At 54.0% G+C, this 24,122-nt stretch carries 21 protein-coding genes and 1 pseudogene; 10 read left to right on the top strand and 12 right to left on the bottom strand.

The annotated features are described in order from the left end of the window. Positions 1 to 193: 193 nt before the first annotated feature. From ET810_RS11425 to ET810_RS11410, 4 genes are all read right to left on the bottom strand, one after another. On the bottom strand, positions 194 to 1,375 hold the full coding sequence (locus ET810_RS11425; RefSeq protein WP_087453597.1) for a pyridoxal phosphate-dependent aminotransferase: 1,182 nt from the start codon (positions 1,373 to 1,375) through the stop codon (positions 194 to 196). Then, positions 1,375 to 2,016: a DUF3239 domain-containing protein gene (locus ET810_RS11420; RefSeq protein ID WP_087453598.1), complete on the bottom strand. Its 642-nt coding sequence runs from the start codon at positions 2,014 to 2,016 to the stop codon at positions 1,375 to 1,377. The genes ET810_RS11425 and ET810_RS11420 overlap by 1 nt, the downstream gene beginning before the upstream one ends. Positions 2,017 to 2,083: 67 nt before the next feature. Then, complete coding sequence (locus ET810_RS11415) at positions 2,084 to 3,733, bottom strand: DNA repair helicase XPB (RefSeq protein ID WP_134316060.1); 1,650 nt, start codon at positions 3,731 to 3,733, stop codon at positions 2,084 to 2,086. Positions 3,734 to 3,846: 113 nt separating this feature from the next. Further along, complete coding sequence (locus ET810_RS11410) at positions 3,847 to 6,153, bottom strand: helicase-associated domain-containing protein (RefSeq protein WP_134316059.1); 2,307 nt, start codon at positions 6,151 to 6,153, stop codon at positions 3,847 to 3,849. A 67-nt stretch (positions 6,154 to 6,220) separates the two neighbouring features. Here ET810_RS11410 and ET810_RS11405 point away from each other — a divergent pair, with 67 nt between their 5' ends. Beyond that, complete coding sequence (locus tag ET810_RS11405) at positions 6,221 to 6,409, top strand: hypothetical protein (protein ID WP_134316058.1); 189 nt, start codon at positions 6,221 to 6,223, stop codon at positions 6,407 to 6,409. A gap of 132 nt (positions 6,410 to 6,541) precedes the next feature. Here the strand turns inward: ET810_RS11405 and ET810_RS11400 are convergent, their stop codons facing one another. Beyond that, the gene (locus tag ET810_RS11400; RefSeq protein ID WP_087453600.1) at positions 6,542 to 7,165 is read right to left on the bottom strand and encodes a resuscitation-promoting factor Rpf1 domain-containing protein; all 624 of its coding nucleotides are present in this window, start codon (positions 7,163 to 7,165) and stop codon (positions 6,542 to 6,544) included. 820 nt (positions 7,166 to 7,985) lie between these two features. Here ET810_RS11400 and ET810_RS11395 point away from each other — a divergent pair. Continuing rightward, on the top strand, positions 7,986 to 8,378 hold the full coding sequence (locus tag ET810_RS11395; RefSeq protein WP_087453601.1) for a cold-shock protein: 393 nt from the start codon (positions 7,986 to 7,988) through the stop codon (positions 8,376 to 8,378). 70 nt (positions 8,379 to 8,448) lie between these two features. Here ET810_RS11395 and ET810_RS11390 read toward each other — a convergent pair whose 3' ends face one another. Together ET810_RS11390 and ET810_RS11385 are read right to left on the bottom strand one after the other, a co-directional pair. Beyond that, positions 8,449 to 8,976: a DUF2771 domain-containing protein gene (locus ET810_RS11390; RefSeq protein WP_087453602.1), complete on the bottom strand. Its 528-nt coding sequence runs from the start codon at positions 8,974 to 8,976 to the stop codon at positions 8,449 to 8,451. A gap of 28 nt (positions 8,977 to 9,004) precedes the next feature. Continuing rightward, on the bottom strand, positions 9,005 to 9,961 hold the full coding sequence (locus tag ET810_RS11385; protein WP_087453603.1) for a glutaminyl-peptide cyclotransferase: 957 nt from the start codon (positions 9,959 to 9,961) through the stop codon (positions 9,005 to 9,007). A gap of 56 nt (positions 9,962 to 10,017) precedes the next feature. Here ET810_RS11385 and ET810_RS11380 point away from each other — a divergent pair, with 56 nt between their 5' ends. From ET810_RS11380 to ET810_RS11370, 3 genes are all read left to right on the top strand, one after another. Continuing rightward, a complete protein-coding gene (locus ET810_RS11380; protein ID WP_087453604.1) occupies positions 10,018 to 10,752 on the top strand; it encodes a DUF3027 domain-containing protein in 735 nt (244 codons plus the stop codon). Between the two features lie 214 nt (positions 10,753 to 10,966). After that, entirely contained in the window at positions 10,967 to 12,445 is a 1,479-nt protein-coding gene (locus ET810_RS11375; protein WP_134316057.1) for an NCS2 family permease, read from the top strand. Between the two features lie 156 nt (positions 12,446 to 12,601). Then, positions 12,602 to 13,477 (top strand): TrmH family RNA methyltransferase, encoded by an 876-nt coding sequence (locus tag ET810_RS11370; RefSeq protein WP_087453606.1) that lies wholly within the window; start codon positions 12,602 to 12,604, stop codon positions 13,475 to 13,477. Here the strand turns inward: ET810_RS11370 and ET810_RS11365 are convergent, their stop codons facing one another. The 3 genes from ET810_RS11365 to serC form a co-directional block, all read right to left on the bottom strand. Further along, the gene (locus ET810_RS11365; protein WP_134316056.1) at positions 13,478 to 14,380 is read right to left on the bottom strand and encodes a DUF6928 family protein; all 903 of its coding nucleotides are present in this window, start codon (positions 14,378 to 14,380) and stop codon (positions 13,478 to 13,480) included. A 68-nt stretch (positions 14,381 to 14,448) separates the two neighbouring features. Continuing rightward, positions 14,449 to 15,525, bottom strand: a complete 1,077-nt coding sequence (gene sepH, locus ET810_RS11360) for a septation protein SepH (RefSeq protein ID WP_087453608.1) — start codon at positions 15,523 to 15,525, stop codon at positions 14,449 to 14,451. A 201-nt stretch (positions 15,526 to 15,726) separates the two neighbouring features. Continuing rightward, positions 15,727 to 16,857 carry a phosphoserine transaminase gene (serC, locus tag ET810_RS11355; protein WP_134316055.1) on the bottom strand — a complete coding sequence of 377 codons (1,131 nt, stop codon included), beginning with the start codon at positions 16,855 to 16,857 and terminating at the stop codon, positions 15,727 to 15,729. A 666-nt stretch (positions 16,858 to 17,523) separates the two neighbouring features. On the opposite strand from serC, the gene ET810_RS11350 reads away from it, so the two are divergent. Then, positions 17,524 to 18,819: a citrate synthase gene (locus ET810_RS11350; RefSeq protein ID WP_087453610.1), complete on the top strand. Its 1,296-nt coding sequence runs from the start codon at positions 17,524 to 17,526 to the stop codon at positions 18,817 to 18,819. A gap of 183 nt (positions 18,820 to 19,002) precedes the next feature. After that, a complete protein-coding gene (fkpA, locus tag ET810_RS11345) occupies positions 19,003 to 19,362 on the top strand; it encodes an FKBP-type peptidyl-prolyl cis-trans isomerase FkpA (protein ID WP_013241465.1) in 360 nt (119 codons plus the stop codon). 74 nt (positions 19,363 to 19,436) lie between these two features. Here fkpA and ET810_RS11340 read toward each other — a convergent pair. Together ET810_RS11340 and ET810_RS11335 are read right to left on the bottom strand one after the other, a co-directional pair. Then, positions 19,437 to 20,942, bottom strand: a pseudogene (locus ET810_RS11340) (carboxyl transferase domain-containing protein). 186 nt (positions 20,943 to 21,128) lie between these two features. After that, positions 21,129 to 21,749, bottom strand: a complete 621-nt coding sequence (locus tag ET810_RS11335) for a superoxide dismutase family protein (RefSeq protein WP_087453612.1) — start codon at positions 21,747 to 21,749, stop codon at positions 21,129 to 21,131. Positions 21,750 to 22,076: 327 nt separating this feature from the next. On the opposite strand from ET810_RS11335, the gene ET810_RS12115 reads away from it, so the two are divergent. The 3 genes from ET810_RS12115 to ET810_RS11320 all read left to right on the top strand — a co-directional run bounded on the left by ET810_RS12115 (position 22,077) and on the right by ET810_RS11320 (position 24,115). Further along, complete coding sequence (locus ET810_RS12115; protein WP_166741008.1) at positions 22,077 to 22,253, top strand: hypothetical protein; 177 nt, start codon at positions 22,077 to 22,079, stop codon at positions 22,251 to 22,253. 77 nt (positions 22,254 to 22,330) lie between these two features. Then, positions 22,331 to 23,191, top strand: a complete 861-nt coding sequence (locus ET810_RS11325; RefSeq protein ID WP_087454850.1) for an aldo/keto reductase — start codon at positions 22,331 to 22,333, stop codon at positions 23,189 to 23,191. A 93-nt stretch (positions 23,192 to 23,284) separates the two neighbouring features. Beyond that, entirely contained in the window at positions 23,285 to 24,115 is an 831-nt protein-coding gene (locus ET810_RS11320; RefSeq protein WP_375167317.1) for an enoyl-CoA hydratase, read from the top strand. Positions 24,116 to 24,122 lie beyond the last annotated feature (7 nt).

The following is a 24,122-nucleotide window of genomic DNA, read 5'->3' as shown; positions in this document are numbered from 1 at the left end:
GAGAGTAGGTCGCCGCCAACCAAAAAATTTGATATGTAGGAAGAGAGTCTAGGTATGATGCCTTACCCCCTTGGGGGTGGGTGTGGTGCCTAGACTCTCTTCCCTTTTTTTACGCGTAAACAACCCCTTAACACCCCCTCGAGTAGGGGGTGTTAAGGGGTTTAAGCTTTTTAGAGGGGGTTGTTCACAACCCCTAACAAACAGGGGCAATCAGACGCTCAATCGCCGTGAGGATCTCTTGTCGGTCTCTGCAGTATGCAAAGCGAACAGCGCTGCTCCAGCCCACGGAAGAGCCTGTAAACGGCTCTATGGGGATGGCTGCTACGCCTTTTTCTTGGGGAAGATCGAGGCAGAATTGGTTGCCGGTTTTATCGGTCATAGAGGAGATATCGGCGACAACGTAGAAAGCGCCGTGGGTGTCGTAGACGTTGAATCCTGCTTGGCGCAGGCCGTCGGAAGGCAGAATGCCTTTAGCTTCGGTCTCTGCGACGGTGCTGTGAATCCATGCGTCTTCATGGTCTAGCGCGTAAGCGACAGCGGGTTGGAATGGGGTGGCACCGACGTAGCTCATAAATTGCTTTGCTTTAAATACTGCATTGAGTAGCGGTGCGGGGGCTAGAGCCCACCCGGTTTTCCATCCAGTTACGTTGAATGTCTTGGCCGCGGAGGAGACCGTAATGGTGCGTTCTCGCATACCTGGAAGGCTAGCTACCGGGAGATGAGAGTGGTCGCCAAAGGTGTAGTGCTCATAAGCCTCGTCAGAGAGGACGAGGAGATCATGCTCAGCACAGACGGAAGCGAAGGCTTTGAGCGTTTGTTCATCAAAAACAGCGCCCGTTGGATTATGCGGTGAATTGATAATCACCATGGATGTACGCGGGGTAAGCGCAGCTGTAAAGGCATCTATGTCGAGTGTCCACGAGCGTCCATCTGGAATGAGCGGAACAGCAGCTATACGACGCGCGCCAGCGAGCGCGATAGATGCAGCATAAGAGTCATAATAGGGTTCGAAGACTAGGACGTCTTCGCCTGGTTCTACGAGACCCAATATCGTGGCGGAAATCGCTTCGGTTGCGCCCACCGTCACAAGTACTTCGGTGTCGGGATCGTAGGAGACACCGAAGTGTCGTTCTCGGGCGCTGGCAATGGCCTGGCGCAAACGAGGAATCCCACGAGCCGGCGCATATTGGTTGTTGCCTTGAGCTATTTCTTGCTGAGCTCGTTCCAGCATGGCCGCGGGGCCATCGCTTTCGGGAAAACCTTGACCAAGATTGACCGCATGGAATTCTGCGGCCTTTGCACTCATCGTGGCAAAGATGGTTTGGCCAAATTCGTTTAGACGCTGGACGCCGGGAGTATGTGGAGTATGCGTCATTAGTCGATCACCAACAGATCAAATTTGGTTTCTTTAACATCGTCCAACCGTGTGAGGTTTTTGTGCAAGGTGTTCCACTGCTCGTCAGGAATTTCCTCGATGGCGCGTTCAATGACGGTGGGGTCAGTGGTGGCCCAGCCGATGGGCATGGGAGAAATCTGGTCCCAGGTACCTTGGCTGTGTACAGAGCGTTGCCCTGCAACAGCAACCACCGGGACACGTTCGCCCACGGTGCGCTCTACGCCCTCAAGGTTGGTGATGTTGCGAGTAGCCAGAGCCCACGTGGGAGGAGCTTGTTCATCAACATTTGCGTTGACTAATGCCATAACAACAAAATCGCGGGGATTAACCTCTGCGATCATTCCTGCTGCTAAAGGATAGTTCTGGTAGAGGCTTTCTGAGGTTCCCACTTTTTTAGGGATCACGGTTATCATCGCAAAGCTAATCAGGGCCATGACCGCAAAAATCGCAAAAACTATTCCGCCAAAGGTCCCTCCTAGGGCCAAGAGCAAAGCGATGCCGATGACGAGCTGTATGAGTCCAAAAAGACCAGCTGAAAGCTGTAAGCGCTTGGTGTCCTTTAATAACTCATTATTCTTTTTAGCGTAATCGGAGTCGATAGGAAAAGAAAACTTTTGCATGATTGGTCAGGTCCCTTGGTAGAAATACGCGGAAAGCAGCCTTGGGCTGCTCTTATAGCTTAACTGTCTAGATGAGGTCGGCGGCATCGATGATCCGGTACGCGTAGCCCTGTTCGGCCAGGAATCGTTGCCTATGTGCTGCATACTCACTATCGAGGCTGTCGCGGCTCACAACGCTATAGAAGTGCGCCTCTGAGCCATCGGACTTTGGGCGTAACAGTCTTCCTAGCCGCTGCGCCTCCTCTTGCCGCGAGCCGAAAGTGCCGGACACCTGGATGGCTACTGCGGCTTCCGGCAAATCGATAGAGAAGTTAGCTACTTTGCTCACCACGAGAGTGGTGATGTCTCCAGCGCGGAATTTGTTAAACAGCTCCTCACGCTTTTTGTTGCTTGTCTTCCCCTCGATCACGGGGACACCAAAACGCGTACCGAGTTCTTCTAATTGATCGATGTAAGCGCCGATGATGAGCGTCGGCAAGCCTTGATGGCGCTGCAGGAGCGTATCGACGGCGCGAAGCTTGGACTCCGCGCAGGCAGCAATGCGATACCGATCTTGGTTTTCCGCTGTGGCATAGAGCATGCGCTCTTCTTCTGTCATGGTCGTGCGGACTTCAGTGCACTCTGCGGTAGCGATAAACCCGCGTTGTTCTAAGTCTTTCCACGGGGCATCGTAGCGCTTTGGTCCAATCAAACTAAACACATCGCCTTCTCGGCCGTCCTCCCGGACAAGCGTTGCAGTAAGGCCTAAGCGTCGGCGGGATTGGAGATCGGAGGTCATCCGGAAGACCGGTGCCGGAAGAAGGTGGACCTCATCGTAGATAATGAGTCCCCAGTCGCGAGAATCAAAGAGTTCAAGGGCACGATATTCCCCTTTGGTTTTACGAGTGACCACTTGATACGTTGCGATGGTCACCGGTCGAATCTCCTTTTTCTCCCCGGAATATTCGCCGATCTCCTCTGGCGTTAGCGTTGTGCGCCGTAATAGCTCGTCGCGCCATTGTCGTCCGGCTACGGTGTTGGTGACCAAAATAAGGGTGGTGGCTTGCGCCTGGGCCATAGAAGCCGCTCCCACCATGGTCTTTCCTGCCCCACAGGGGAGCACGACCACGCCGCTTCCGCCTTCCCAGAAGGAATCCGCAGCCATCTTTTGATAGTCGCGTAGTTCCCAGTGCTCATGCTCCTGGGACAACGCAATCGGGTGAGCCTCACCATCCACGTAGCCCGCGAGATCTTCAGCCGGCCAGCCAACTTTGAGCAGTTCTTGCTTGAGCCGACCTCTCTCAGACGGATGCACAACGATGGTTTCTGCATCAATCTGTGCGCCTAACATGGGATGGATCTTCTTATGACGAATCAGCTCAGCAAGGATTGCCGGTTCTGCCGATTCCAGAATAAGACCATGCGCAGGATGCTTGTGCAGCCGTACTCGACCGTACCTAGACATGGTCTCGGCGACGTCGATAAGCAAAGCCTGCGGGACGGGGAAGCGTGAGAACTTTTCTAATACATCGACAACGCCTTCTGCGTCATGACCTGCGGCACGAGCGTTCCATAAAGCTAAAGGAGTGATCCGATAGGTATGAATGTGCTCAGGGGCTCGCTCCAGCTCTGCAAAGGGAGCTAGCGCTGCTCGTGCGGCACCGGCTTGGGCGTGGTCGATTTCTAACAAAACGGTTTTATCCGACTGGACGATCAGCGGGCCGTCAGCAAATGCCACAGGGAAACACTCCTCAACCCTCAAGGGAAATACAGACTGTCCATTATGGCATTGAGCACCGTGGCATCCCAGCTTTTATGCACGAATACGCTGTTATATCGACAGGGCGTGGATTACTCGGACTGGTTGATCACTATCTCGGTGATCCTGTGGATGGTAAAACGATGCATGGCACCGTCGACAGGATCTACGGCAGAAAGCTGACCACTAGAAACAGTGATGGGCGTGACCACCCTATGCACCGCTTGGCCATGTTTGTCCACGAATCCGAGCGTGACGGTGCGCTTGGCACGAATCGCCGACTGCAGCGCACTGAGAACTCCTGAACCATGAACCGTCGCCTTTGTGCCCGCCGCGACGGCTTCCTTAGCAGCATCATGTCGCAGAATAGACGCTATGGCGGCAGCAATGTGTGCCTCATTGTCTTCCTCTGGGTGGTGCGACCGCAGCGGTGTGGACAGGCGAGAGGGCGCGGGCCGGATATCGATACTGATGCCGTTGGCATCTTCAGCAACTGGATGAAAACCTTCCTCACGCAGCGCCTGAAGCACTCGAACCAGCGGCGCCTGCGATATGGCGACAGTGGGTGCTATGAGCCTGAGGCCAACAGCTTCCGCCGCGGAGGTCCGACTGACCTGTAACAGCAAAGCTTCATCGGCGCAACGTAGGTAACTTACGGCGGGCCCACCCCTTAAAGAGCCGTGACGACGCGCAACGTCAGCGATGAGGTACGAGATAGATTGCGGCAGCTCACCCAGGACATGAGCCTTGAGAAAGCCTGTGAGCTCTTCAGGCGTACGCCCTGCGTCTAAGGCACGTCGTACGCTTGATTCCGTGATGCGATAGACGCTAGCCAACCCCATCGATTCGGCCTCGCCCAAAAGTGCCATCTCTTGCATAAGAAGCTGGGGCAGCGGGCCAGGAGCAAGGATTGTCATATCAGCCTGGGGGATGAGCTGTGTGACTTCTGTAGGAGTTAAGGATTGCGTTATCTGATCAAGACGCGAAAGCGCAGTAGTCTCGGTTCCCTTGACAAGGGCATCCAGCACAGAAGTAGTGCCATTGCTCGCGGTGAGTACGCCGATCCAACGAGCTTCTGCAACGAGCTGATCAATATGCTCGGGGGAGACCCTAGACACACGCAGTGGGGCTGCAAAACCGATATTCGCGCGGAGTGAATGATCGGAAATACCTGAAGGTGTGGAATGCTGCGCCGTAGTCCGCAGAACCAGCTCACGCAGCGACGGTAGTTTTTCATTCCACGTGGCTGGCGAAAGGAAGCGTTGAGGTTTGCCCTTATCATCTAGGGTATTGACCACCCAAGGGCGCAAGATCCCATGAAAATACCAGCCGTACACCAACTGTGACCATTGGTGAGACAGCGGAGAAACGAGCCACTCGTCGGCGCGGTGAGTAGGGCAGAGATAGTCACCCCCTGTGTCGTCGGTGGGGAGAGGATCTGGTACTCCTCGGGCGACCAAGTCGCAGGACATAGCCAACGACATGACTCGGAGGGCTGTGAGCTCGTCGGAATCGAGAATCTGCGTGAGCGTGGTGACGCTACGAACTCCCAGAACTCCGTCTTTGAGCAGGGGCATGGGATCATGCCCGAGTTCGCGCAGAAGTATCCGCATAAGGCGTACCACCTCTAGACCAGTCCCGGCGCTATTCTCATCATTCTTACTGGACGCGGCGAACTCCACGCGGGAACTCGGTAGTACAGGGATAAGCGGTGGCTGTTGGCCTCTCAGAAGGTATCGCACAGGCATAGAAAGCCGAACAGTCGTGGCGTCAACCCGTATGAGAAGCCCCTGCGCGATCAGTCGTGGTATCGGTCGCTGAGGGTCTGCATCAGGAGCAGCATCTTTGGTTATTCCTGTGCCGCCGGACCGGTCAAGGGTAGTGAGGATTTTGTGATCGCGTTCATCCAAGGTATCCAGAACCTGCTGGAAATCGGTTTCTTCTTGGGCGCTTACCCCAAATAATTGCCATCCGGTAGGAAGCGCGTTCATTGCCTCAGGGACAACCTTGAAAGACGCGGGGGAACCATACATGAGGGCGCGCAGTACAAGTGAGGTGACAGCTTCTTCGACGAGTACATCAAGGTTGTCCGGAGCCTGTTCCCCAAGATAGTCACGCAGTGCATCCACCAGATTGGGGGCAATCACAGGTTCGAGTTCTGCGCCAAGGGAACTGGCCGCCTCAAGCGTCAAAAGCTCGAATGCAGTGAGGGACATCAATGCACGCGCCAATGATGCGCGTAGCTGTAAACGAGCAGCTAATGAGGATATTCCGGGAGGAAGCGGGTGGGTGACATCGGGCCTATTTTTAAGGATGGCCGCGAGGTTTTTCTCGTCGAGTGAACTCAGCCACTCGCGGAAATTGAGGGGCCACGTATAAGGGGCAAAAGAAGAGCACATGATGGTATTTCAGTTTAGTTGCTCTTTCAGGTGACTTTTACCCCTAAAGTTTGAAACAATGGGACACATGGCAAACATGGAGAAAAAAGGATACGTCGATCCGGGCTGGCCTGCACACGTCCCGGGTGGCGGGCACGCTGTGACCGAGCTTGTGGCTAAAGTCGCTGGTGCTAATAGCCCGTGGGGCGACATTGAGCTACCTGTTCCTGTAGAAGAAACCGGTTATGTTCACCCTTATACCCGGGTGAATAAGTAGCCTGTAGCTCCACTATCTGTGGTGTCCTCACTTGTAGAACAAGCGAGGACACCACATGTGTGTATAAAAAAGATAGGTCCCGTTAGCGCCCAATAATGTAGCGCTAGCGGGACCTAAAATTTTAGGCGTGTTTTACATGCCCATGGCGGTATCAATTACCTGGCGATTTGCCTGGTAGAAGGCATCGAAATTGTTGTTGTTGGCCTGGTAGAAGGCGTCAATTTCAGGGTGAACCCCGATGCCGTAGCCAGCGAGGCGATCCTTGACTACCTTGTAAACCGCATCGACAGCAAGCTTATCGGCGTTTTGGCCGGATGCAGCTGCGTAGTTCTGTGCGTCGTCAACGATCTGCTGTAGCGGTGCTGGTGCAGATGCGACAGAATCGCGAGGCGTTGGTGCTGAGTTAAGCCCAAGCTTTGCGGAGCAGGAAGGCCATGCGCCCCAGCCCTGAGAAGCAAGAACCTTTTCTGCGACGGCGATCTGCTGCTCGCGGGTGGCCTTGTCAGCGGTTGGTGCGTACTGCCCACCGCCGAAGCCTTTCCACGTGCTTGCAGAGAACTGAATGCCACCGTAGTAGCCGTTGCCGGTGTTGATTGCCCAGTTGCCACCGGATTCGCAGCCTGCAAGACGATCCCAGTCAGAATCTGGTGCAGCAGATGCTGCGGGAGCGAACAGGGTGGCTGCTGAGCCGACTGCGACAGTGGAAGCTGCAATCTTTGCCAGTGCAGAAGCGGACTTACGAGCGTGACGTGCCATTAAAGAAAGTTTCCTCTCGTTGTGCCGCCGAGAATCGTGGTAAGCGCAGGACGCGTGTTGTAGTCCATGGGACAAACGCATGTCTTGCAGGGAAGGAACCACACGCTCGATACGAATGTACCGAGTGCGGTGGTCAACCACGAGCCCCTGTCTGCTGAGTGAGTTGTGTGTAGTTGGTTGGGCCGGAGCTCAACCGCGAACGGTCAATTCCTCTGCACTTCATGCGTAGACCGGCTCGATATCCAGACAGGGGCTGGCGAAGATATCGGACGGTGGCCTACGCGGTGCTCGATTGACTACGGTACTGGTTTATAACGGTTGTGTCACGTTTTTCTTTCTTTTTAGCGGCGAAATTCCTGGGAGTTTTGGGTGAAAATGCTGGTCAATGGCTGTTGTTGCGAGATAGAAATTTTTTATCACAGAGGCTAAAAAGAAGGCGTTTTGGGGAAATCTGCACCTTATCGCTGTTTTTATTGTGACCTGTGAGGTAGATGTGACGGTGTCTTGAGAGGTTTCTGGAATGAGCTATACTTTGAGTTTTACTATCTCGAACTTTCCCTAGGAAAACAGTGCATAGGCCGCCGCATCGTCTGAGGAATAACAACCAGTCGCGGTGGTTTCTTTTATTGCTGGCTTCAGTGGGGAAACGTGCGATAAATCTCGGATCGGCGCATAAGGGTCGGTGCGGGAGTCAGTGAAACTAGGTACCTGTCATACTTGACTCTGAGTGCTTGATTGCGTGATTTGCTGCGGTTTTGTGTGCGAATATCGCAAGATAACCATGAGGATCATGTAGATAAAATATGGAAGGAGTCTTGTCGTGCCGATTGGCAGAGTTCGGTGGTACGACCCCGAAAAGGGCTACGGATTCGTTTCTAATCCTGGAGACGAAGACTGCTACGTGGGCAAGAATGTGTTGCCGGCGGGCGTCGATAAGCTTGAAAAAGGTCAGCGGATCGAGTTCGATTTTGCGGACGTGGGGAAGAAACCTCAGGCATTGCGCATAAAAATTCTTGAGGCGCCCAAGACGCGTAGGCCGCAACATCGGCACAAGCATAGCCCTGAGGAGCTTCATGGCATGGTGTCGGATCTTGTGACCATTTTAGAGTTCAAGGTACAGCCAAGCCTGAGAAGTGGCCGGTTCCCAGAGCGTAAAGACGGACGCCAGATAGCTGGAATACTTCGAGCAGTGGCAAAGGAACTTGATTCCTAGGCAGACAAATAATATACCGACTATAAAGAAACGGATGTCTTTATAGTCGGTATTTGTCTTACATAAGGTTTTATGTCACCGTGGCGCGTATCGACCATGTGACGGTGTATGGAGTCTCCTCGCCCTTATCGTCATGGCCTATGAGCACGGAGGAGACTTCAACGACAACAAGCTTTGTGCGATCCTGAGAATCCTTTTTCAAAGACGCAGAAGCGGGGACAGCGACCTCACTTGCCTCATGCGCGGTGTAGAAAGATTGATCGTTTGCTGTGGGATCATCATAGATTTTCAGTAAAGACCAGTCATGGTCGGAGACTTGTGATGGAACTTTGACGGTGAGTTCCTGATCCGCGTTCACGGTTATAACCGGAACGGTGTTTTCCAGGCATTCGACGCCGGGTTCGCAGATACTAAAAGGGAAAACCTCTTGGCTAGATGACGGCGAAGAAACCTCGATCGCGACCTCACGCGGTTCTTTTTCCGGACGGTTATTCCACCACGTTTGGAATGCTATCGACCCCGCTACCACTAGTGCTACCGCCACGATGAGGGCGGTAATCTGGATGAGGTTTCTGCGTCGAGTTCTGCGACTAGCCATGGTGAGCAATACTACCTCGCCTGGAGAACTAGGGGGATACGCGCTGGAGAAACCGGACGCGGTAGAGATCCGGCCACCGTTTGCCAGTGATATAAAAGTTGTCTGTGCCCGGTATATGGGCGATGCCGTTGAGTACGTTGTCAATATCTGGTTGTGCGTTGTTGGGGATAGGGGAGGCGTCGATACGCTCTCTGACAACGCCGCTGGTTACGTCGATACCTAGAATCTCTGTGGACAAGAATTTATTTGCATAGACGGTATCGGTTTGCGCGCCTGAGCCAGCAGGAACGCATTCCAGTTCGTTGAGCCCTTCTACCGGTATCGCTTGTCCCTGGGCGTTGGACACACGAACAGAGATCCGTTTTATTTCCTCAAAAGTCAGTGGGTCGAGAACGCGCAGGCTGCTCGTGCCGTCAGACATGATTAAGCGATCTGAGAAAGCGCACAATCCCCAGCCCTCACCCGGGTACGTTGCCCGTGCGGTTTCCTCCAACGATTCAGGATCACGCTGGATTGCAACATTATTTTTCCACGTCAATTGCCATATTTTCCGCGAACTGTCCTTAGTCGGATCGGTCTTAGTCACCGTGATGCCTTCACCAAAGAAGGAGTCTGGAAGCTGCTTGCGCGTTGTCTGGATATTGTCCACAGAAGTGCGGTAGATCGAGCTGGTTCCGTATCCTCCTGTTCCCACGATTAATGAGTCGCCGTCCATTTCGAGCCCCTGAGTAAAAGATCGTGAGTCGAAATCATGGCGCGAGATTATTTCTGCCTGCAGCTCCAACGGACGTTCGAGTGGTTCTTGCGTTGGTTGGGAAACCTCGGCGGGAGAAGCGCACGAGGTAACGCCGAGCGCGATGGAGAGGAGACCCACTGAAAAAACTTTCATGGTGGGTGTATCCCTACGCGGAAGATGCGACCGCTGTAGCAGTATCAACAGTGGATTGAGGACTTTCATCGTGCAGGTGAAACGGTGCAATCGCATAGCAGTTATTGTGCCCTCAATGTATCGATTGTGGATAGATGCTGGATAATAGGGGAGTGCCGAACAGACGTAATACCAAAAATAGCCAGTCCGGCCCGTTATTGAGTGCCAAGGCGCTTTCAGTCGCACGACACGCCCTAGAAGAACTAGGGGAGGGTGAAGTCGGAGCCCACATCGGGGTAAGAAACGTCAACGAAACCTCCGCGACGCATCGCTTTGTCGCCGACGTACCTGGATATAACGGGTGGGAATGGAACGTGGTGGTCGCATGTGCCAGTGGCTCCCGCTGGGTAACAGTGAGCGAGCTTGCTCTTGTGCCTGGACAAGAAGCCCTGCAAGCACCTGATTGGGTCCCGTACCACCAGCGAGTTCAGCCGGGAGACCTCGGCCCCAATGACTTCCTTCCTCCTAGGCCAGATGATCCACGGCTTACTGAAGATTCGGAGCAAGCAGCTTACGATTTTGGGACGCCGAAGAAGCTGACAAAGGTGGGAATCCAGACCGCCTCAGAACGATGGAAAGACGGAGCTTTTGGTCCTTCGTCTGAGTATGCGAGGAAAGCGGCTCACAATTGTGGCGGATGCGCATTTTATTTCCCGCTTGCAGAACCCGTAGGAAACGATTTCGGCGTGTGCGTCAACGAGTATTCGGCGGATGGGCGCGTAGTTCATACGACGTATGGGTGCGGTGCACACACTGATACGCCTCCCTCTGAGCCGCTTGGGGTAGTAGAAAATAGCCCCTTTGATGATGAAAAACCAGAAATTTTTCCAGCTGGTACTAACCAATAAATATGGTGGTTTTAACCCCTACCCCTGGGCAGCAGCTTTGTCGTCGATTATGTCCCTTGTGGGGCACAAGAAACGATAAAAATGACTCGTTTTGAGGATGAACCCGCTGTGTGTCGGCTATTTTCGGTTTGATCCAAGTGCTCCTGAATGGGAATATCTTGTGTGCGGAAGTTTTTCCGAGGTATCCCTCTTTTAAATATTTGGAGCGAATCAGATGGCTTCTATGCCTACTTCTGATCAAGCAGCGCCGAAGCAGACTGAGAAGTCTCGCGGCGCGTTCGATCGCTATTTCAAGATCAGTGAGCGTGGTTCAACAATTGGAACCGAAGTTCGTGCAGGTGTGGTCACGTTCTTTGCGATGGCTTACATCATCATCCTTAACTCTCTCATCCTAGGGACGAGTCCTGACTCCGAGGGAACAGTACTTGGTATTCCGCAGGTGGCCGCAGCTACTGCTTTTGTAGCTGGCGTAATGACGATCCTTTTTGGCGTCATAGCCAAGTATCCCTTTGGCATTGCGGCCGGCCTTGGCATCAACACCCTTGTTGCTGTCTCTATGGTCTCCACTGAGGGACTGACCTGGGCAGAAGCCATGGGCCTGGTAGTCCTCGACGGCGTGATCATCGTCATCCTGGCGGTTTCTGGTTTCCGTCAGGCGGTGTTTGATGCCATTCCTAAGCCGATGATCGCCGCTATGAGTGTTGGTATCGGCATGTTCATTGCTCTTATCGGGCTTGTCGACGCCGGCTTTGTGCGCCGCCTCCCAGACGCTGCACACACTACTGTCCCCGTCGGATTGGGCACCAATGGTTCGATTGCTTCGTGGCCTACCTTTGTCTTTATCATCGGTCTGCTGATTTGTGGCTTCATGGTAATCCGCAACATTCGTGGCGGTCTTTTCATCGGCATCGTGGCGACCACAATCATCGGCATGATCGTAGAAGCCCTGACCGGTGCTGGCTCTTCCGCGGATAACCCCACCGGAGGCTGGAGCCTTGCAATTCCGATGATTCCGGAAGGCTTTGGCGGAATCCCAGATCTTTCCCTCATTGGTAACGTCTCTCTCCTCGGCGCTTTTACCCGCGTTGGTGCCCTAGCCGCTACCTTGCTGCTGTTTACCCTCGTGTTGGCTAACTTCTTCGACGCAATGGGAACTATGACGGCGCTAGGAAAGCAGGCACGGCTTGTCGACGACAACGGCGTGCTTCCGGACATGAAGAAGGCACTTGTTGTTGAAGGCGCAGGTGCAATTATCGGCGGTGGCGCCTCTGCTTCCTCCGCGACTGTTTACGTTGACTCCGCTGCCGGTATTGCAGACGGCGCTCGTACCGGCCTGTCTAACGTGGTTACGGGCCTTCTCTTCCTCCTCGCGATGTTCCTTACACCGTTGTATGAGATAGTGCCGATTGAAGCAGCTGCACCGGTCCTCGTCGTGGTCGGCGCAATGATGATCGGACAGGTGAGAGAGATTGACTTTACAAAGTTCAACATTGCGCTCCCGGCCTTCCTCACCATCGTCATCATGCCTTTTACCTACTCGATCGCTAATGGCATCGGCGTCGGGTTCATTACCTTCACCCTGATGACTCTCTTTGCTGGAAAAGCCAAAGAAATCCACTGGATTATGTGGCTGGTCTCCGCGTTGTTTGTGATGTACTTCTCCATCGACCCGATTATGTCGGCTCTTGGCTAAGCATTAGTGGACAGCGTTATGTCCCATGAGACTCCCGATTACGGCATGCCTGTGCCTGATCGGGAGTTTTGTTTTATTAAGTGCGGAACGCCTCTCACAAGGGTCTTCGAACTACCGAGGCATTGAAGAATCCCCACGCGCGATAACATGTAATGCGTGACTGAACAACCAACTCCATCGGCGCTTAACATCGTGCATATCGCAGATCCTGAAGACCCGCGTCTTGATGATTTCCGAGACTTGAATCATTCCGACAACCGACCAGATCTTCCTGGCGGAAAAGGGTTGGTCATTGCTGAGGGGCCGTTGGTGGTCGGCAGGCTTATACAGTCGCGTTTTCCTGTTCGCTGTCTGATTGGTTTTCCTGCCAAACTCGAATCATTTCTTAGCGATCCCGCGATAGCCGAACTGGTGCGTGATATCCCAGTCTACTCCCTGGATCGAGAGACACTGGCGAGCGTGGCTGGTTTTGACATGCACCGCGGACTACTTGCAGCGGCCGACCGCGTGGCGGGGCTATCCATCGCAGAGGCCGTATCTGAAGCATATACCGTCGCCATACTTGAGGGGGTAGGCGATCACGAGAACATTGGCTCAATGTTCCGAAATGCCGCAGGAATGGGCGTGGACGCCATCCTATTTGGCAATGGTTGCACAGACCCGCTGTATCGTCGCGTCGTGCGTGTTTCCATGGGGCATGTGCTCCGGACACCTTTTGCTCATTTTGGTGGCAAAAGAACAACATGGCAACGAGAACTAGAAGAACTGAAAGAGGCTGGGTTCCATCTGGTTTCCCTTACCCCTCACCCTGAGGCTGAACACCTTGCAGATGCGCTTGTCGACGCCACCACCGGGCGCCCATACGACAAAGTGGCACTCCTCGTCGGTGCTGAAGGCCCTGGGCTCACCGAACATGCTATGCGCGCAACTGATGTCCGCGCCCGCATTCCTATGGCACCTGGAACTGATTCGCTTAACCTTGCCACATCCGCCGCGATTGCTTTTTATGAGCGTGACAGATCGCTCAGGTAATTAGTGGCGGTCGGTGTGACGCAGCTTTTCAGCTAGCTTGCGGGAAAAAGTTCGAATCTTTTTCCCCGCAGCAACAGCGAGGTGCTGGGCCACATCTTTTGATACTTCCGCGTAACGAGCCAGCTCTGCGGTGACCGGCGGCTCAGAACCATGCTGCTCATAGTCGTCGTAGTCGTTTCGAGATTCTCCCAGTCCAAGTTTGGAGGAAGCTGTGGTAACCAACGACTGAATGCTCTTTTTCTGGTCGGAAGGATGATCCACGAGTTTGGGCTCGGGTCGTCCGTCGACAGCAAAGGCAGCCACGTTGATGTCGGAGGCATCCTCAACGTCAAAACCGAGCCATTGTCTTTGGGCCTCATACATGAGTTCAATGGGCCAGAAAGGCAGAGTAATTCCTCCGCTGTCCTCTGCTTTTTCTCCTGCCCAATAGGGGTTTTCAAAGGGTTCTGGAAGCCCTAGGTCCTCATATACGCGTTCTCTGCGGGCGGAAAAAGACCGCCGTAAGGCGTCGCCAGTCCAATGCGCAAACGCCCCTAGCCCGGTCTCCTCGTTGATCGCAAAGGCATAGACATCTGCCGCTGGAATACAGGAACGAAGCTTTGGATTGAGCTTGGACAGCTTAGTGGCGTCAGCTACACCTGTTTGGATGATTGAAAGCCCCTCAAATCCCGCGATATAGAACTCATGCGGGGAAGCCTGTGCCGAACGATTCAAGGAAAACTGACCAATGGGAGTAATCGGCCAGCGTGGATTTAGTTGGGCTAGTAGCTTTCGGCCAAACCCTCGGTCCGCTCGGGGTTGCTTTGCTATAACCGCGCCGGGGTCCGCGGTTGTGACAAACCACAAGGTCACCACGGCGTCGTGATGTGGAGCTGAGGGATCTCCATAATCGGGTGTGCTCATAAGAATCGTTCCTTATCGCAATGAAGTAAACGTGGGGGAGGGAAGCGATAAAACGGAGGTGGGAATGACTAAGACCGGGGGCGCTTGGTGTTGGTGCGTACACCGAGTAGAACGTCTTCCCAGTGCGGAGTCACAGCCTTGCGGCGACGCTTGGAGGGGGTCTTAGGCTGTTGGTCTGGGCTCTGGAAGAATCCCTCGCCAGAAACTTCTATGGAATCTTGAGAAGAAATCTCGCGTTGTGCTTCTTCTGCGTCTGTGATGGGTGGAAGATCATCGCGAGTTTTTTCTACCTCTGACTCCGCATGCGGGTCCTGAGGAGCCTCGGGAGACCGAGTATTGTCAAAGACATCGACCGCGCGTGGCCTTCCTACCGGGGAGATTGTTCGCACGGGTTGGATGAAATCGGGGTCGATGAGATCTGCGGCAATCCCGTTCCGAGCTATTGCGGTGGTAGAGGACATGCTATTTCGGTGGTAAGACCACTCTGCGGTGAGATCACTGACACCGGATTTCCATGACACCGTGGCAATCCACTGGCCGGAGGCGTCACGGTAGGCATCCCACTGTGTGGTTGATAGATCAAGGCCGCGAGCTGCAAACGCAGTGACTAGTACTTCCCACAACGTAAGACGTGCCGGCCCGTCATCACGTACGGGATGCGACTGCTTAGCCATATCTGCGATGCGTGCACGCTCCAACAGGACTGGGTGGGCGTAGGGCTCAATACGGGATTCTGTGACCCCGTTTTCTTCTGCTAGCTGGGCTACAGTTGCGCCACCCCGGATCCGATCCTGGATTTCTCGTGGACGCATAGCCAGTGGTGTAGAGAGCCGGGGGTCCATTTCTTTGGTGCGCAGCTCGCGTTGCTCAGGGGCGTCTGTTGCCGTCGAAACAGGCGAAACGGCAGCAACGTCCGCGGGACGAGCTTCTTCCGGTTCAGAGGCAGTCTCTTTCACATCTGCTGCAGAATCAGCTTCAGCGGTATTCGTTGCCGCAGGGGATTGATCCTCGGAGGTCTTTCCTAGCAGCGTTGCACGCAAGGAGTCGTCTACGACGAGGAAGTACTGGTCCTCAGGGGACTCAGCGGCGTGGAAGACAAGGGATGTCTTCGTGGACTCGCTTGGTATGAGAACGAGTTCCTGCATCAGTACTCCTTTGCTGTGATGATGGACATAACCATCCTCTACTTTAACGCAGCGATGCCTCCAACGGCCGGTGCTCTGCCGGCATGTGGGATGAATGCTTGCGGAAGAACCATGGGGCGGCTGCGGTGGGCACTGAGAGAACTGTGAGGTTTGGGTGGCGTCGACAAGCTTAACGACGCCACCCATGGGGCGGGACTGCCGTTACGCGAGAGCGAATGAATTGTCCAGGATGTAATCGATTGCGGATGTCAGGATTCTGATGTCTGAAGTCTCGATAGCTGGGAACATGCCGATGCGTAGCTGGTTGCGTCCGAGCTTGCGGTATGGCTCTACGTCAAGAATCCCATGTGCGCGGAGAATTCGAGCCACCTGTGCGGCATCGATGGAATCATCAAAATCAATGGTTCCTACAACTAGGGAGCGTTTTTCTGGCGACGCAACAAAAGGCGTTGTTTCCTGACGTGCCTCAGCCCACTGATAAAGAGCATCGGAAGACGCAGTTGTGCGCTGCACCATGGCAGACAACCCACCCTGGTCATTCATCCACTGAACCTGCTGTTCCAGCATGAGCAGTGTGGATACCGCAGGCGTGTTATACGTCTGGTTTTTGCGGGAATTATCGACGGCTGTCTGCAGATTGAGGAAGTCCGGGATGAAGCGGTCGGAAGAATTGATCTTCTGGATACGCTCCAAAGCTGCTGGGCTCATTGCAGCAAGCCAGAGGCCGCCGTCGGAGGCAAAGCATTTTTGGGGTGAGAAATAATAAACGTCAGCTTGGTCGATCTCTACGGGAAGTCCTCCTGCTCCTGAGGTTGCGTCAATGACCACCAGCTGACCCTCAGAACCTGTTGGGCGGATGACCGGGACCATAGCACCCGTGGACGTCTCATTATGGGCCCAGGACACAACGTCGCAGCCGTCTAAAGCAACGGGAGTCGGTGCATCGCCGGGTTCTGCGGAAATGACGGTGGGCTCTTGTAGCCAGGGGGCTTTGGCTGCTGCACTAGCAAATTTTCCAGAGAATTCGCCATAGGTGAGATGCCCGGATTTGGATTCGATCAGGCCGAAGGTTGCGCAATCCCAAAAGGCGGTAGCTCCGCCAAGGGAAAGGACGATTTCATAGCCATCGGGAAGGTTGAATAGGGAGGAGAGGCCTTCCCGAATGTTGCCCACAACGTTTTTGACTGCGGGTTGACGATGCGAAGTGCCCATAACTGTGCGACCTTTTTCGGTGATCGCTAGGAGTTGCTCTGTGCGAACTTTTGAAGGTCCACATCCAAATCTGGGGTCAACGGGGAGAAGATCGCTGGGTAGTACGGGGAACTCGCTCATGCTCATGCTTTCTAGAGATTGGAAGCTGCCTCGGGTTCTCACGGAAACGTGTGAGTTGAATGTCACAGCCAGTCCGAATAGTACCGGCAAAGCGCATAAATTACTAGGTCTTTTCTGTTGATAATTAGGTTTAATGATTAGCAAATTGCATCATTGCAGGACGCTGTTAGGCCGGGGTTGCTTGAGGGGGTGTGGTGGATGATTTTTGCAGCATGTTGGGGGTTGTTGCTGGGGGTGAAACGGTGCAATGTAGGGTGAGTCACAAAATTTGCTAAGCTGTGAATTGCTCGACCGAAAAGCTGTAAAGCTGGCCAACATCTTTATTAATGAAGTAACGCATAAAGTAAACTTTGTATGTTCAGTTGTTGGCTACCGCTCGGCTGGGATAGGTGTCGTTATTTCGTGAAAAGAATGATGGCACCTAGCGCTAGATTGCTCTGACTGGGTGCGGTAACCTGCACTTATTTAGATACTTTCCCGATGGACACTACGTGCTGAATGGGGGTAGAGATACCTTCCAGCCGTCGTATAAGGAGACACCGTGCCGATGCTAAAAGTCCGAAAAGGTTATAGTTTTGGGCAACGGCGTCTCGTCTTTAACGATTAATACGGCGTCCTTCTACACCTGAATAGGCGTTAATTTAAGTACAAATTGAAAGGGAAGCTGTGGCTACTGACAACAAAGACAAAGCTGTACTCCACTACCCCGGTGGCGAATATGAGATGGACCTCATTCACGCAACCGAGGGCAACGACGGCGTTGTGTTAGACAAACTGCTCTCTGAGACCGGTCTCGTTACATTCGATCCCGGTTACGTCAGCACCGGTTCGACCGAGTCGAAAATTACGTACATTGACGGCGACAACGGCATTCTGCGCCACCGCGGCTATGACATCGCAGACCTTGCAGAGAACGCAACCTTCAATGAGGTTTCCTACCTACTTATTAAGGGGCATCTCCCTACCGTGGAGGAGCTGCATAGCTTTAACTCCGAGATCCGTCACCACACCCTCCTTGACGAGGACTTCAAAGCACAATTTAATATCTTCCCGCGTAACGCCCACCCGATGTCTGTTCTTGCATCGTCAGTAAACATTCTTTCCACCTATTACCAAGATCAGTTGGACCCGCTGGATGAGGCTCAGCTTGATAAGGCAACGGTTCGTTTGCTGGCCAAGGTTCCGATGCTTGCGGCCTACGCATACCGCGCTTCTAAAGGTGCTCCGTACCTGTACCCGGACAACTCTCTGAATGCGCGTGAGAACTTCCTCCGCATGATGTTCGGTTATCCCACCGAGCCTTATGAGGTCGATCCAGTGGTGGCTAAGGCCCTGGATAAGCTTCTTATTCTGCATGCAGATCACGAGCAGAACTGTTCTACATCGACAGTCCGTATGATCGGATCTGCACAGGCCAACATGTTCGTTGCCATCGCAGGTGGCATCAACGCACTGTCCGGCCCGCTGCACGGCGGTGCCAACCAGGCTGTGCTGGAAATGCTGGACGATATCGCCCAGAACCACGGCGGCGACGCAACCGACTTCATGAACCGCGTGAAGAACAAAGAAAAAGGCGTTCGCCTCATGGGCTTCGGCCACCGCGTGTACAAGAATTACGATCCGCGTGCTGCGATCGTGAAAGAAACTGCGCATGAGATCTTGGAGCACCTAGGCGGCGACGAGCTGCTGGATCTAGCCATGAAGCTGGAAGAGATTGCGCTTTCCGACGACTACTTTGTCTCCCGTAAGCTCTACCCCAACGTGGACTTCTACACTGGTTTGATCTACCGGGCAATGGGCTTCCCGACGGACTTCTTCACCGTGTTGTTTGCTATTGGTCGTCTCCCGGGCTGGATCGCACAGTACCGTGAGCAGCTGGCAACCACGACCAAGATCAACCGCCCTCGCCAGATCTACACCGGTGAGACTTTGCGTAAAGTGACGCCACGCGAACAGCGCTAAGCGACACACAACCAGCTCCTCACAAAGCTTGCTGAGCTGCATTTTGAGGCCGAGCGCGTGAATTCCCAGTAAAGTGGAATAAACGCGCTCGGTTTTCGCGTGCCTCGTCTTGCCCTCAGCTGTTCGAGGCAGGCTAGGAATCCGGGTTCATCCCCATTCAACGATCCTAGGAGTTAGAGATCCATGGAAAAGCCCCAGATTGAGGTGCCCGAAGGTCCGGCGCCAGAGGACATTGTCATCCTTGACGTCGTCGAAGGCGATGGTCCGGAAGCGCAGCCTGGTGGACTCGTCGAGGTTCACTACGTGGGTGTGGACTTTGAAACCGGCCAAGAATTCGATTCCTCATGGGATCGCGGCCAAAGCATCGAGTTTCCGCTGTCCGGCCTGATCGCAGGCTGGCAAGAAGGAATCCCAGGGATGAAAGTGGGCGGGCGTCGTCAGCTCACTATCCCACCAGAGGCAGCGTACGGCCCAGCAGGCGGTGGACACCCATTGTCCGGACGCACGTTGGTGTTCATGATCGATCTGCTCAACGTGGGCTAATTCTTTCCACGTAGAATAAATCAAGAACCGCGCTGTTTTAAACAAAACAGCGCGGTTCTTGATTGTCGTGGCCGTTAGCTGAGGGCGTCGGCAAGCTTTTCATAGTGGCGTAAGCGCTGCTCTCTTCCTACTCGCTGGGGAGCGAGCTGCAGCTCTGTGAATGCTGCGGAGACACTATGGAGCACCCGTTCGGCGAATAGCTGGGGTTCTTCTGCAGCATCGGGTAGCTCGGGGATGATTGCGTCGACAATGCCTGCCGACGTTAACGCGAAGGCAGACACTCCCTGTTCTTCCATCATGGCTGGGGCGTGGTCAACATCGCGATAAATGATGGCGGACGCACCCTCGGGCGGCAGTGGGCTTAGCCAAGCATGAGTGGCGGCCAAAACTTTATCCGCGGGAAGCAGCGCCAATGCGCCCCCGCCGCAGCCCTGGCCCAAAATAACGGAGACCGTGGGAACATCAACGGAGACGAGCTCTCCCAGCGTACGGGCGATTGAGCCGGCCATCCCGGTTTCCTCGGCATGTGCGCTTAGCTCAGCGCCGGGAGTATCAATGACTGAAAGTAGCGGTAACTGCAGGTCGTGGGCTAGCTGAATACCGCGCCGGGCGCATCGTAACGCCTCTGTTCCTAGCTGGGAATCTGCAAAGGGGGGTTGTGCGTGTCTATCTTGTCCAACGACGACTACCGTGCGGCCTTCAATCCGGGCCAGGGCAACGATCACAGATGGCGATATCCTTCCATCGCCGCTTCCTGAGAGCTCAATGTAGTTGGCTTCGCCTATCGCAGATAACAAGGATTGGATTCCCGGACGATCGCTTCTGCGCGTAGCCGTGATAGCTTCCCATGCACTGGGGACGGAGCTTTGTTCAGGAGTTGGGAGCTGCGTATGGCTGCTCGTGGTGGAAGGAATGAGCAATACGTTGACAATCTTGTTCAGTGCTGCTCGTAGCTGTTGGGGAGACACTACTCCGTCTATGACGCCTTTGGCCGCAAGGTTTTCACCAGACTGGACCCCTTGGGGAATCGGGGTACCTGTGGTGAGTTCTACTACCCGGGGGCCGAGAAAACCTAGGAGTGCCTCTGGCTCGGCAAAAGTAAAGTGCCCTGCGGATCCTCAGGAAGCCATTACTCCGCCGGTAGTGGGGTTGCGCAGATACACCAAAAATGGCAGGTGCGCGTCTTTGTGTCGATAGACCGCCGTGGTGATGGACACCATAAGCGCGAATGCAGGAGTCCCTTCTTGCATGCGAGTGCCGCCGGAAGAAGGAGAAATAAGCAGGGGAAGGCACTCAGCCGTAGCGCGATGGATGGCATTGATGATCCTGTGGGCTGTGGCTGCACCGATAGAACCACCGAGAAAAGAAAATTCGCTGAGAATAATGGCTACGCGATACCCACAGACAGTGCCCTCCCCGGTGATAACAGATTCATCTACGCCAGATTTTTCTCGTGCATTAGCCAGAGTACTTTGATAACTTTCGGAAATTTCTCCATAGCGTGGGGGTGTATCCCATGAATAAAAAGAGCCGTGGTCTAGAACATCAGTAATCAAATCGTGTGCAGATGTGCGCGTCATGTGACCACGATAACGGTTTTAAGCAAGAAAAGATGCGGGAACGCGGGCGCAATGCTGTCGGGGGTATCGGCGAATCAATAGGCCAGTCTGAATAAGCGAAAGCCCGTGCACATATGAGAACGGGGAAGTCCTGTGCACGGGCCTGCTGTTGGGATTGGGCTGCGAGATCAGAAAGCCTTAGGAGCTTTACTTCTTGGTGATGACACCACAGGCGACACGGGCGCCGGCATCGCCAGTTTTGAGGGTCTCCTCATCTGGGCCGTTAGGTGCGTAACGCTCTGGGATGTTGGCATAGTTGTCGCGTCCTTCATGAACAATCAGGGACGTCCCATCTGCGCCAAAAAGTAGCTCTTCATCAACAGCATCGGTGACCACCTCAAGGTGTCCTGTGCCATCTGCGTTAACGAGCACGGAAGGAAGATCGCCTGCGTGTGGGTGGTAGCCATCACCGTGTGGCTGATTCTTGCCATGAAGGTGTCCGCCGGCAGACTTAAAGTTGCCCTCGCAGACGCCCTTGTCATGGACATGGAAGCCGTGGAAACCAGGGGTCAGTCCCTTTGCTGCCACTGTGATTTTGGTACCCGCAGCGGTTTTAGTGAACTCAACCGTGCCCACGCCTTCGCCGGATTGGTTCTTTAGCTCGGCGGTGGCAAAAGCGTGTGAGTTGGTTGCGGTGGAAGCCGCGGAGGTCATGGCTTTGTCTGCGGAGTCCTTTGTTGTTGTTGAGTTCGAACAAGCGCTGAGGACTGCAATGCTTGAAACTCCGACCAGTGCTACTGCAGCGCGGAGTGTCAATGTGCGAGACATGTTTTTCCTTTCGTGGAAATTACCTGTTAAAGCCCTAACCACGATTGTGGTTAGCGAGACAGTATGCGCGTGCGCGATAGCTGTTGGGTACATTGTAGCGAAAACTGAGAATTGTATATATATTGCCCTTGTTTTAATGTTCCTGTGTTGGAAATATATGGCCCTGAACTGGCCGTTTGTTGTCAAGAAAGTTTTTTGACTGCTGAGATGAATGTCAAAAATATAGGCAAAAGCATTGAAACGGAGGGGATCGATTGAGACATAGTGCTTGACTATCGCTCGATTCTCTCCGGCTAATAAGTGGAGTGATAAGAGGGTTGACGTCGATTGGCTCGCAGTGTCCGTATCTTCTGTAGCTTTCTATTGCCGGTGGATGTGGGAGACGAGGAGATCGGGGAGGGGCTGCTGGCAGATGGGGAAAGAATGTACAAAGAACGGATGAATGCCAAGCGAAGCTTCTTGGTTTTCTCTAAGATCGGCTCCAAGGTAGTAGTGCGACGCTAAACGGGCGATCCTCAAGAACGCCGCTGATTAACGTCTTCAACGTTTGAGCCTGCGTGACTCCTGAGAGGTGAATGATGATGATTGATGCACAATCCGTTCCTACCGTGACGCTCAATGACGCCACCGAGATGCCCATTATTGGCCTTGGGACGTGGGAATTACGCGGTGAAGATGCCGTTACCGCAGTACGCAGCGCAATTAATCTTGGATATCGCCATATAGACACCGCCGCGCTGTATAAAAATGAGCAGGAGGTGGGCCGGGCTATTCAAGACGCAATTGCTGCTGGTGATGTGACCCGGGATGAGCTCTTTATCACTACGAAGGCGTGGAATGACATGCATGGCGCGGATAAAGTTCAGCGTGCGTTCCAGGATTCTCTTACCCGACTCGGCCTCGACTATGTCGATTGCTATATGGTGCATTGGCCGTGCCCGCAGAAGGGGCTGTATGTAGAGACATTTGAAGCCGTGGCAAAGCTACAGGGCTTGGGTCAATTGCAGTCAGTGGCTGTGGCTAATTTCTACCCTGACGTGCTCGAAGAGATAACTCGTGCGACGGGTATTGCCCCTGCGGTGAACCAAGTTGAGTTGCATCCGGGATTTTCTCAACCTGATCAACGGGAGGTTCATCGTAAACTTGGGGTGATTACGGAAGCGTGGTCGCCGTTGGGACACGGAGAGTCGTTGAACGAGCCGATCGTTGCCGCAATCGCAAAGAAATACGGAAAATCGCCTGCTCAGATTATATTGCGGTGGGTTGTGCAACTGGGATGTTCGGTCGTTCCCAAGTCCGCTCACCCTGATAGACAGCGCGAAAATATCAATATTTTTGATTTTGAACTTAGTGAAGAAGAGCTGAAGGCAATCACCGCACTCGACGCGACCGGTGGAAGAGCATTCCCTGATCCGCGCGAATGGCCAGGCCTGGAAGATTAAGCTTTTCGACGCCCGCCAGATGTACAAGGGCCCACTCTAATGCGGAGTGACTGTGCTGTGAAGAGTGAAAAGGACCCCGTGTAGGAGGAGAAGATAGGATTGCTTGAACATGATCGGGAGGATGAGGCCTTGCATGCTCTGGGCGGGATAGAAACTGTCAAGGTGTCGTCTGATGGCTTTGTACGTCACATAGTTATAGATAGAGATGAGCGTCGGAACGCTCTTTCTCGTGATATGTGCTTAGCGATTGCGCATGCGGTTTCTGAGGCTTCGGCTGCGGCCGTCGATAATGCATCGGTGCGCGCGGTCGTCGTGAGCGGAGTGGGGCGGGCATTTTGCGCAGGCGCAGACCTTGGTTCTGCGGGAGAGCAAGGCCCGGATGGAGCGGTGTATGGTTCCGATTTTCATGATGCACTCTTTGCCATGTTGCACTCGATTATTCAGGCAAAGGTGCTGGTAATAGCTAATGTGCAGGGCCCTGCGGTGGGTGCCGGAATGCAGCTTGCGCTGGCATGCGGCCTCCGCGTTGTTGGGGAGTCGGCATGGTTTAAAGTTCCTGCTGCCTCTTTGGGCTTTGCGCTTGATGGGTGGACGATAGGGCGTGCACAAAAGCTCTGTGGTGGTGCCTTTGCTAGGAACCTGTTGCTTGCTGGTGCAACGTTGACCTCTGATGCTGCCTTGGCTAGTGGATTCGCTCTATCCCGAGGTGACCATGCCGCAGCGGTTGCTTTTGCTCATGAGGTAGCTGGTCTGGCGCCTCTTGCCGTGCGTCAGCTCAAGGGGGCGCTTAATTACGGTGAGACCGACTATGCGTTGGATGAGCAATCGCAAGTGTTATTTTCTCAGTGCTGGTTTAGCGAGGACATGAGGGAGGCCCGGCAAGCGCGGGCGGAAAAACGGGTGCCGCAGTTTAAGGGGCGATAATCCTGCG

This window comes from Corynebacterium silvaticum (genome assembly GCF_004382825.2).
GTDB lineage: Bacteria > Actinomycetota > Actinomycetes > Mycobacteriales > Mycobacteriaceae > Corynebacterium > Corynebacterium silvaticum.
This window is presented reverse-complemented; position numbering and strand designations above follow the sequence as displayed.

Coding starts and splice junctions, on each gene's coding strand:
- fkpA (WP_013241465.1), top strand. CDS start 19,003: ATGGAAAAGCCCCAGATTGAGGTGCCCGAAGGTCCGGCGCCAGAGGAC.
- ET810_RS11375 (WP_134316057.1), top strand. CDS start 10,967: ATGGCTTCTATGCCTACTTCTGATCAAGCAGCGCCGAAGCAGACTGAG.
- ET810_RS11390 (WP_087453602.1), bottom strand. CDS start 8,976: ATGGCTAGTCGCAGAACTCGACGCAGAAACCTCATCCAGATTACCGCC.
- sepH (WP_087453608.1), bottom strand. CDS start 15,525: ATGCAGGAACTCGTTCTCATACCAAGCGAGTCCACGAAGACATCCCTT.
- ET810_RS11400 (WP_087453600.1), bottom strand. CDS start 7,165: ATGGCACGTCACGCTCGTAAGTCCGCTTCTGCACTGGCAAAGATTGCA.
- serC (WP_134316055.1), bottom strand. CDS start 16,857: ATGAGCGAGTTCCCCGTACTACCCAGCGATCTTCTCCCCGTTGACCCC.
- ET810_RS11405 (WP_134316058.1), top strand. CDS start 6,221: ATGGCAAACATGGAGAAAAAAGGATACGTCGATCCGGGCTGGCCTGCA.
- ET810_RS11335 (WP_087453612.1), bottom strand. CDS start 21,749: ATGTCTCGCACATTGACACTCCGCGCTGCAGTAGCACTGGTCGGAGTT.
- ET810_RS11425 (WP_087453597.1), bottom strand. CDS start 1,375: ATGACGCATACTCCACATACTCCCGGCGTCCAGCGTCTAAACGAATTT.
- ET810_RS11365 (WP_134316056.1), bottom strand. CDS start 14,380: ATGAGCACACCCGATTATGGAGATCCCTCAGCTCCACATCACGACGCC.
- ET810_RS11325 (WP_087454850.1), top strand. CDS start 22,331: ATGATTGATGCACAATCCGTTCCTACCGTGACGCTCAATGACGCCACC.
- ET810_RS11410 (WP_134316059.1), bottom strand. CDS start 6,153: ATGTGCTCTTCTTTTGCCCCTTATACGTGGCCCCTCAATTTCCGCGAG.
- ET810_RS11385 (WP_087453603.1), bottom strand. CDS start 9,961: ATGCGATTGCACCGTTTCACCTGCACGATGAAAGTCCTCAATCCACTG.
- ET810_RS11420 (WP_087453598.1), bottom strand. CDS start 2,016: ATGCAAAAGTTTTCTTTTCCTATCGACTCCGATTACGCTAAAAAGAAT.